This is a genomic window from Arthrobacter gandavensis, assembly GCF_039528575.1.
GTDB classification, from domain to species: domain Bacteria; phylum Actinomycetota; class Actinomycetes; order Actinomycetales; family Micrococcaceae; genus Arthrobacter_B; species Arthrobacter_B citreus_B.
Genome location: NZ_BAAALV010000002.1, coordinates 123,459 through 131,669, shown reverse-complemented (window position 1 = coordinate 131,669; position 8,211 = coordinate 123,459). Strand labels below are relative to the sequence as shown.

7 protein-coding genes are annotated in these 8,211 nt (G+C 65.7%); 6 read left to right on the top strand and 1 reads right to left on the bottom strand.

What is annotated here, in order from left to right; genetic code table 11:
* Window positions 1–40: 40 nt before the first annotated feature.
* Window positions 41–586: an inorganic diphosphatase gene (locus ABFX29_RS03815; protein WP_152225003.1), complete on the bottom strand. Its 546-nt coding sequence runs from the start codon at window positions 584–586 to the stop codon at window positions 41–43.
* Window positions 587–866: 280 nt separating this feature from the next.
* Here ABFX29_RS03815 and dacB point away from each other — a divergent pair, with 280 nt between their 5' ends.
* From dacB to folE, 6 genes are all read left to right on the top strand, one after another.
* Window positions 867–2,276 carry a D-alanyl-D-alanine carboxypeptidase/D-alanyl-D-alanine endopeptidase gene (gene dacB, locus ABFX29_RS03810; RefSeq protein ID WP_152227152.1) on the top strand — a complete coding sequence of 470 codons (1,410 nt, stop codon included), beginning with the start codon at window positions 867–869 and terminating at the stop codon, window positions 2,274–2,276.
* A gap of 64 nt (window positions 2,277–2,340) precedes the next feature.
* Window positions 2,341–3,483 (top strand): zinc-dependent metalloprotease, encoded by a 1,143-nt coding sequence (locus ABFX29_RS03805; protein ID WP_152225001.1) that lies wholly within the window; start codon window positions 2,341–2,343, stop codon window positions 3,481–3,483.
* Window positions 3,484–3,574: 91 nt separating this feature from the next.
* Complete coding sequence (tilS, locus tag ABFX29_RS03800; RefSeq protein ID WP_152227150.1) at window positions 3,575–4,603, top strand: tRNA lysidine(34) synthetase TilS; 1,029 nt, start codon at window positions 3,575–3,577, stop codon at window positions 4,601–4,603.
* Window positions 4,604–4,638: 35 nt separating this feature from the next.
* Window positions 4,639–5,190, top strand: coding sequence for a hypoxanthine phosphoribosyltransferase (gene hpt, locus ABFX29_RS03795; protein WP_152224999.1), 552 nt, complete (start codon window positions 4,639–4,641; stop codon window positions 5,188–5,190).
* Window positions 5,191–5,453: 263 nt separating this feature from the next.
* Window positions 5,454–7,520, top strand: a complete 2,067-nt coding sequence (gene ftsH, locus ABFX29_RS03790; protein ID WP_152224997.1) for an ATP-dependent zinc metalloprotease FtsH — start codon at window positions 5,454–5,456, stop codon at window positions 7,518–7,520.
* Window positions 7,521–7,593: 73 nt separating this feature from the next.
* Window positions 7,594–8,211, top strand: a complete 618-nt coding sequence (folE, locus tag ABFX29_RS03785; RefSeq protein ID WP_152224995.1) for a GTP cyclohydrolase I FolE — start codon at window positions 7,594–7,596, stop codon at window positions 8,209–8,211.

Below are 8,211 nucleotides of genomic sequence, written 5' to 3'. Positions count from 1 at the left end.
GATACGGGCAGTTTCTGTTATCTCGATGGGGGAGTGAGCCCTAGTTGTTCTCGGGGCTGGCGTCGACGTCGCGGCCCTGGGGCTCGTCCTCTTCGCGCTGCTCGCCCAGTGCCTCGAAGCGGGCCAGGGAGGCTTCGACCTCGGCCTCAGCGGCTTCGCGGCCGGCCCAGTCAGCTGCCTCAACCCACTTGCCCGGCTCCAGGTCCTTGTACTTGGTGAAGAAATGCTTGATTTCATCGAGCAGGAAGTCCGGAACATCGGAGATGTCCTGGATGTGGTCAAAGCGGACATCCGCCGGAACGCACAGCACCTTGGCATCTCCGCCGCCGTCGTCAACCATGTTGAAAACGCCGATCGGACGGGATTCCACCAGCACGCCCGGGATCAGGTCGAAGTCCTGCAGCATCACCATGGCGTCCAGCGGATCGCCGTCTTCGCCGAGGGTATTTTCGAAGTAGCCGTAGTGCGTCGGGTACTGCATGGAAGTGAACAGCACACGGTCCAGGCGCAGGCGGTGCGTCTCATGGTCGATTTCGTACTTGACGCGGGATCCCTTGGGGATCTCGATCGTTACGTCGAGTTTCATAACGGCTCCTAGGGGTGCGGCCACGTAAAAGGGCCGGTCAAACGGACAGAGAAGATCGTGCATGGCACATGCACTTTGCGAGCATGGACGCAGCCGGAATCCCCCCGTCCCTTTGGGAATGTCCGTTTGGTTCACTGCGCCGGTCTAGTGTTAAAGATATATGTCCTGAGGCACTGGCGGGTTTCCCGGCGTTTTCCAGCTGCTCCAATTCCCGCCGACGCAGGCGGAACCTGGGTAACCAGGCACAGAAAAAAGAAGGAAATGGTGGGCTTTGGCGAGGATGTTCTCCGGCATTGCCCTGCTGCTTGCCTTCGCGCTGCTGCTGGTTCCCGTTGCCGTCTACGCCGGTCCGCCGGTCCTCAAGGCCCTCACCGGTACCGCTCCTGAGCGCCAGAGCGCGGTGCCGTCCCATCAGCGCCCGCCTGCGCAGCTGACCGAAAACCCCTTCATTAAGCCCCTGGATCCGGCTGCGCCGGTCCCGGACGCCGCAGTGCTGGGTGCGCTGCTCGACGCCGAACTTGGCTTCACGGGAGGCGGCACGGTCTCGGCCGTGGTCTCCGACGCCCTCACGGGCACCGTGCTCTATGAACGGGGCCCAGAAACCGCCGGAATGCCCGCTTCCACCCTGAAGATCCTTACTGCTGCCGCAGTGGTCCGGACCCTGGACCCGGAGTCCCGCTTCGAAACCACCGTCCACGCAGCGAAGGCGGACGGGGAAACCGTGCTCACCCTGCGCGGGGGCGGTGACGTGCTGCTGGGCAGCGGAAACTCCCGGGAGGACGCCGTCGTCGGCCGCGCCGGACTGGCCACCCTGGCTGCGGAGGCGCTTCAGAAGCTGGGCCCCGACGCCGGGACGGTCCGTGTGCAGGTCGATGACACCCTGTTCACCGGACCCGCACTGTCCGGGGCATGGAACGAGGCCGACGTCGCTGCCGGGGAGATTGCCCCGGTGCACGCTCTGGCACTCAATTCAGCGTGGGTGGATGAGTCCCGGCAGGGCGGGGAACGGTCCGCCGACGCCGCACTCGCGGCAGGCACCGCCTTTCGGGATGCGCTGGCCGCGTCCGCGGAGGCCAGCAGGATCACAGTTGCGGACGGCGTCAACCGCGGCACCGCGCCGGCCGGCTCCCGGGAGCTGGCTGCGGTTGAATCGGCCACCGTGGCCGAACAGGTGGAACAGATGCTGCTGGTCTCGGATAACTACCTGGCCGAAGCCCTCGCCCGGTCTGCGGCGAAGGCATCGGGCCGGGAGGCAGATTTCTCGGGTGCCACGGAAACGGTGGCAGCTGAGATCGCTGGCCTTGGCGTGGACACCGCCGGAATGTCGCTTGCCGACGTCTCCGGACTGGCCGCAGAAAACTCCGTCACCCCCCGCCAGCTGGAGCACACCGTCCGTACCGTCCTGACAACGGACGACGACGGATTGCGCGCCGTTGCCCGGGGGCTTCCGGTGGCCGGGCTCAGCGGCACGCTGCAGAGCAGGTACGGGGACGAGGCCGCCGCCGGCCTGGTGCGGGCCAAGACCGGCACGCTGCGCACCGTAACCGCGCTGAGCGGCTACGTCACTGACGCTGACGGCCGCCTGCTGTCCTTCGCCCTGGTGGCCCGCGGCTTGGACGGCAATACCGCCGAGGCCCGCTCTGCCGTGGACGACGCCGCGGCGGTGCTGGCCGGCTGCGGTTGCCGCTAGTGCTGCTGGCCGGGATTGGGTCCTCCGGGAGCATATTGCGGCGTGGCTGTGATCGAATGGACCAATGGAGAGCAACCAGCAGCACCCGAGCACCTCAACCGCCGCGCGACTGGTGAACTGGGACTTCGCCGCTGCCACCGCTGCCACCCTGGTGGCACCGGGTCCCAAGATGAGCCGCCGCGAAATCCAGGCTGCCGTCGCGGACCTGCGCCGGCTGGCCGATGAGTCCGTTTCCCACGTCCACCGCATCACCGGGCTGGACGCCGCGGAGAACCTGCGCGACTCCCAGGTCCTGATCGTGGACCGGGCTTCCTGGGCAAAAGCCAACTCCCAGAGTTTCGCCGCCCTGATGAATCCGATGCTGGAGCACCTGGCCGAAACCAGGCCGGAAGCGGTCAAGGCCACCAACACCGCAGTTGCCGGAACCGTCACGGGCGCTGAGCTTGGAGCAGTCCTGGCGTTCCTGGCCAGCAAGGTGCTGGGGCAGTACGACCCGTTTGCGGCGCTGGCTTCGGATAACCCCGGCAAGCGGGGCGGACGCCTGCTGCTGGTAGCCCCCAACATCATCAGCACCGAACAGGAGCTGAACGTTGAGCCTGCCGACTTCCGGCTCTGGGTATGCCTGCACGAACAGACCCACCGCGTGCAGTTCGCTGCCGCCCCCTGGCTGCGGGACCACCTGCTGGAGCAGATCCGGCTGCTGAGCACCGGACTGATGGACAAGGCACAGACCCTGCCGGAGCGGATCAGCTCCATGGCAAAGCAGCTCTCCGCCGCGGCCGGCGGCAGGGACGAATCCCCGTCCGACGGCGTTCCGGACCGCCAGCTGGACGTCCTGACCCTGCTGCAGGACCCCGCGGACAAGGCCCGCCTGTCACACATCACGGCCGTCATGAGCCTGCTGGAAGGACATGCCAACGTGGTCATGGACGCGGTGGATGCCAGCATCATTCCCAGCGTGAAAACCATTCGCCGCCGCTTCAACGACCGCGGCATCAACCGCGGCTGGCTGGACAAGTTCTTCCGCCGCGTCATGGGGCTGGATGCCAAGATGCGGCAGTACGCCGACGGCTCCAAGTTTGTCCGCGGCGTGGTGGACAAGGTTGGCATGGAAGGCTTCAACCGGGTTTGGGAAGAAGCCGGAAACCTGCCTACCGAGGCGGAAATCCACAACCCGGACCTCTGGATCAAGCGGATGGGACTCTAGGCAGCACGTGAGCGAAACCCCAACGCATCCCCTGGTGCCGGCAGCGCGCGCCCGCCGTCGCCTCAACCCCACCCTCGGCAAGGCACGCGCCATGCTGAAGGACTTCTTGCGGGAGGCGGGCCTGCCTCCTCATCCGGCCAAACCGCCGGTGCTCCTGGTTGCCTGCAGCGGCGGGCCGGACTCCCTTGCCCTGGCGGAGACGGCGTCGTTCTTCAACCGGCGCGGAGACTATAAGGTCGGTGCCGCCGTCGTTGACCACGGGCTGCAGCCCGGCTCGGCAGGGATCGCCGAAGCCGCGGCGGCGAAGCTGCGTGCCATGGGGCTGGCCCCGGTTACCGTCCACCGCGTGGACGTTCCGGAATCCGGCATGGGTCCGGAGGCAGCCGCGCGCACCGTGCGTTATGAAGCGCTCGACGCCGCTGCTGCCGCGGCGGGAGCGGACGCGGTGCTGCTCGGCCACACGCTTGATGACCAGGCTGAACAGGTCCTTCTTGGCCTCGCCCGGGGTTCCGGAACGCGCTCCCTTGCCGGCATGCCCGCCCGCCGCGGAACCTACCTGCGTCCGTTCCTGGGCCTGCGGCGGGAGGAAGTCGAAGAGATCTGCGCTGCACAGGAACTGGATCCCTGGCATGACCCCACCAATGCCGACCCGTCCTTTGCGCGCTCCCGGGTGCGGACCTCGGTACTGCCGTTCCTTGAGAACGAACTGGGGCCCGGAATCGCCGAAGCGCTCTTCCGCAGCTCCCGGATCCTTGCCCAGGACGCCGACTATCTGGACGCCCAGGCGTCTCAAACCTACGAACGGCTGCGTGCGGCAGCCGGAAATCCTGTGAACGGAGACAATCCAAAAGAGATCCTGCTCTCAGAGCAGGCGCTGCGTGAGCTGCCCCCGGCGCTGCGGCAGCGGGTGCTGGCGCTTGCCGCCGCGGAGCTTGGAGCCGCCCGTCCCAGCTGGGAAAGGGTGCGTGCGGTGGAGGCACTGCTGCGCCGTGAGGGCTCGGCCGGGCCGGTGCAGCTGGCAGGCAAGGTCTCCGCCTACAGGCAGGTGCGGGCAAAGCCGGTTCCCCACGGCAGCCCAAGCTATGGCAATCTTGTTTTTAGGAAAAAGAGCAGCGCCTAAGTCCAGCTGCAACATCTCGTACCCGGGAGCCATTCGTGGATTCACACGACGTCCAGTCAGATCTCAAACACGTTCTCTACACCAGGGAACAGATTGCCGAGCGAATCAAGGAACTGGCGGCGGAGATTGACCGCGACTACGCCGGACGCGACATCCTGCTTGTCGGCGTGCTCAAGGGTGCCGTCATGGTCATGGCGGACCTGTCCCGTGCCCTGCACAGCCACGTCTCCATGGACTGGATGGCAGTGTCCTCCTACGGTTCGGGCACCCAGTCTTCCGGCGTCGTCCGGATCCTGAAGGACCTTGAAACCGACCTGCTGGGCAAGCACGTGCTGATCGTCGAGGACATCATCGACTCCGGCCTCACACTGTCCTGGCTGCGCACCAACCTGCAGTCCCGAGGACCGGCCAGCGTTGAGATCTGCACTCTGCTGCGCAAGCCGGACGCCGCCAAGGTCGAAATCGACGTGAAGTACGTCGGTTACGAGATCCCCAACGAATTCGTGGTCGGCTACGGACTGGACTTCGCCGAGAAGTACCGCAACCTGGACTTCATCGGCACCCTGGCGCCCCACGTTTACGAATAAGGCCTGCAGGCGGTTCATTTACCCTGCTGAACCCGCTGGACCAAACCGGCGCACTCCGGTGCCCGGCGCGGACCGGCGGGTTTTTCGTACCCTGTCCGCATGAGGGGAATCACGGAGCCGGGCTACGCCCTGAGGGAACTAATGCACCCCTTGGACCGTGTGTTTCTTGGAGACGGTGTATAGCTAGACATTGCTAGCCAACGAATTTCGCGCAGTATCAGCGTTGTTGATCAGGAGGGACGGGGCATCTGCCCTGACGACGAATGAAATCCAAGAACTTCTTCAAGGGACCGATCATTTGGATCGTGCTGGCTCTTGCCGCGCTGCTGATCATCCTTCCCAACCTTGCCCCCTCCGGCGCTTCCCAGGTTGACACCAATGTTGGCCTGAAGCTGCTGGCGGATAACAAGGTGGAACAGGCGAAGATCTACGACGGCGAGCAGCGGGTGGACCTCACCCTGCGGGAACCGTACGAAGACAAGGGCGAGAACATCCAGTTCTTCTTCGGCAACGCACGCGGTGAGGACATCGTGGAGGCCGTGAACAACTCCGATGTGGACGGCTTCACGGACCAGCCCGTGCAGACGAACTGGTTCACCAGCTTCCTTGGCCTTTTCCTGCCCATCCTCATCCTGGGCGCCATCTTCTGGTTCCTGCTCACCCGCATGCAGGGCGGCGGGTCCAAGGTCATGCAGTTCGGCAAGTCAAAGGCCAAGCTGACCAACAAGGACATGCCGCAGGTGACCTTCGCGGATGTTGCCGGCGCTGACGAAGCGGTGGAGGAGCTCCACGAAATCAAGGAGTTCCTGAAGGAACCGGCAAAGTTCCAGGCCGTCGGGGCCAAGATCCCCAAGGGCGTGCTGCTCTACGGCCCGCCCGGAACCGGCAAGACCCTGCTGGCCCGCGCGGTGGCTGGCGAAGCAGGCGTGCCGTTCTACTCGATCTCCGGCTCGGACTTCGTGGAAATGTTCGTCGGCGTGGGTGCCTCCCGTGTCCGCGACCTCTTCGAACAGGCCAAGAACAACGCCCCGGCCATCATCTTCGTTGACGAGATCGACGCCGTCGGACGCCACCGCGGCGCAGGCGTAGGCGGCGGCAACGACGAACGCGAGCAGACGCTGAACCAGCTCCTGGTGGAAATGGACGGCTTTGACGGCAACACCAACGTCATCCTGATTGCCGCCACCAACCGCCCGGACGTGCTGGACCCTGCGCTGCTGCGCCCGGGCCGCTTCGACCGGCAGATCGGCGTCGAGGCCCCGGACATGCAGGGCCGCCTGCACATCCTGCAGGTCCACGCCAAGGGCAAGCCGATGGCGCCCGGCATCGACCTGGAGACCGTTGCCCGGAAGACGCCCGGTTTCACCGGTGCGGACCTGGCCAACGTCCTTAACGAAGCCGCCCTGCTCACTGCTCGGTCCAACGCGCAGCTGATCGATGACCGTGCCCTGGACGAGGCAATTGACCGTGTGATCGCCGGCCCGCAGAAGCGCAGCCGCGTCATGAAGGAACTCGAGCGCAAGATCACCGCGTACCACGAGGGCGGCCACGCCCTGGTGGCTGCCGCCCTGCGCAACACCGACCCGGTGACCAAGGTGACCATCCTTCCCCGAGGGCGCGCCCTGGGCTACACCATGGTCCTGCCGCAGGATGACAAGTACTCGGTAACCCGCAACGAACTGCTGGACCAGCTGGCCTACGCCATGGGCGGACGCGTCGCCGAGGAAATCGTCTTCCACGACCCCTCCACGGGCGCCTCGAATGACATCGAGAAGGCCACCGCCACTGCCCGCAAGATGGTCACGCAGTACGGCATGAGCGAGCGGATCGGCTCCGTGAAGCTCGGCTCCGGCGGAGGGGAGCCCTTCCTGGGCCGTGACATGGGCCAGGAGCGGAACTACTCCGACCAGGTTGCCTACGTGGTGGACGAGGAAATCCGGCGCCTGCTGGACAACGCCCACGACGAGGCTTACCAGATCCTCACCGAGAACCGTGACGTGCTGGACCGCCTGGCGCTGGAGCTGCTCGAGCGCGAGACCCTGAACCAGGCTGAAATTGCCGATGTGTTCCGCGACGTGCGCAAGCGCGACGTCCGTGAAGTCTGGCTCTCCAAGCCCACCCGCCCGGTGCATGACATTCCTCCGGTGGTCTCCCCGCGCGAACGCGAAGAGGCCGCAGCCGCCGGTGAACCCAACCCGGACACCGTGGCACCGCAGGACCAGATTGCCGACGCAGACATCCCGCAGGACTTCGATGTCTCCGCCAATGGGCTCCCGGAGCCTGAGAACAGCGGCCGGGGAAGCCACACCGGCTCCTCGAACCACGAATAACCGCAGGCCGGACGGCCGGAGCAGCAGGCTCCGGCCGTCCGGCCGCTTCCAGCGTCCACGGTAGGATCGTGCAGTGACGGATTTCGACGACGAACTGAGCCTGGCCGAGCTGACAGAGACGGCCTCCGAAGTGGACCAGCCCCGCATTGCACGGGCGGTACGCGAAATCCTCCTTGCCATCGGGGAGGATCCTGACCGTGACGGACTCAAGGAAACCCCCGCGCGGGTGGCGAAGTCCTACGCGGAGATCTTTGCGGGCCTGCACCAGAGCCCCTCGGACCTGCTGGCCACCACCTTCGACCTGGACCATGAGGAAATGGTGCTGGTCAAGGACATCCCCTTCTACTCCACCTGTGAGCACCACCTGGTTCCGTTCCACGGTTCGGCGCACATCGGTTACATCCCCTCCCACGACGGCAAGGTCACCGGGCTGAGCAAGCTTGCCCGCCTGGTTGACGTCTACGCCCGCCGGCCGCAGGTCCAGGAACGCCTCACCACGCAGATCGTGGACGCCCTGATGGCCAACCTGCAGCCCGTCGGCGCGATCGTCGTCATTGAATGTGAACACCTCTGCATGTCTATGCGCGGCGTGCGCAAGCCCGGTGCCAAGACGGTAACCTCGGCCGTGCGCGGCCAGCTGCGCGAGACCGCGACGCGTGCAGAAGCAATGAGCCTGATACTCGGACGATAG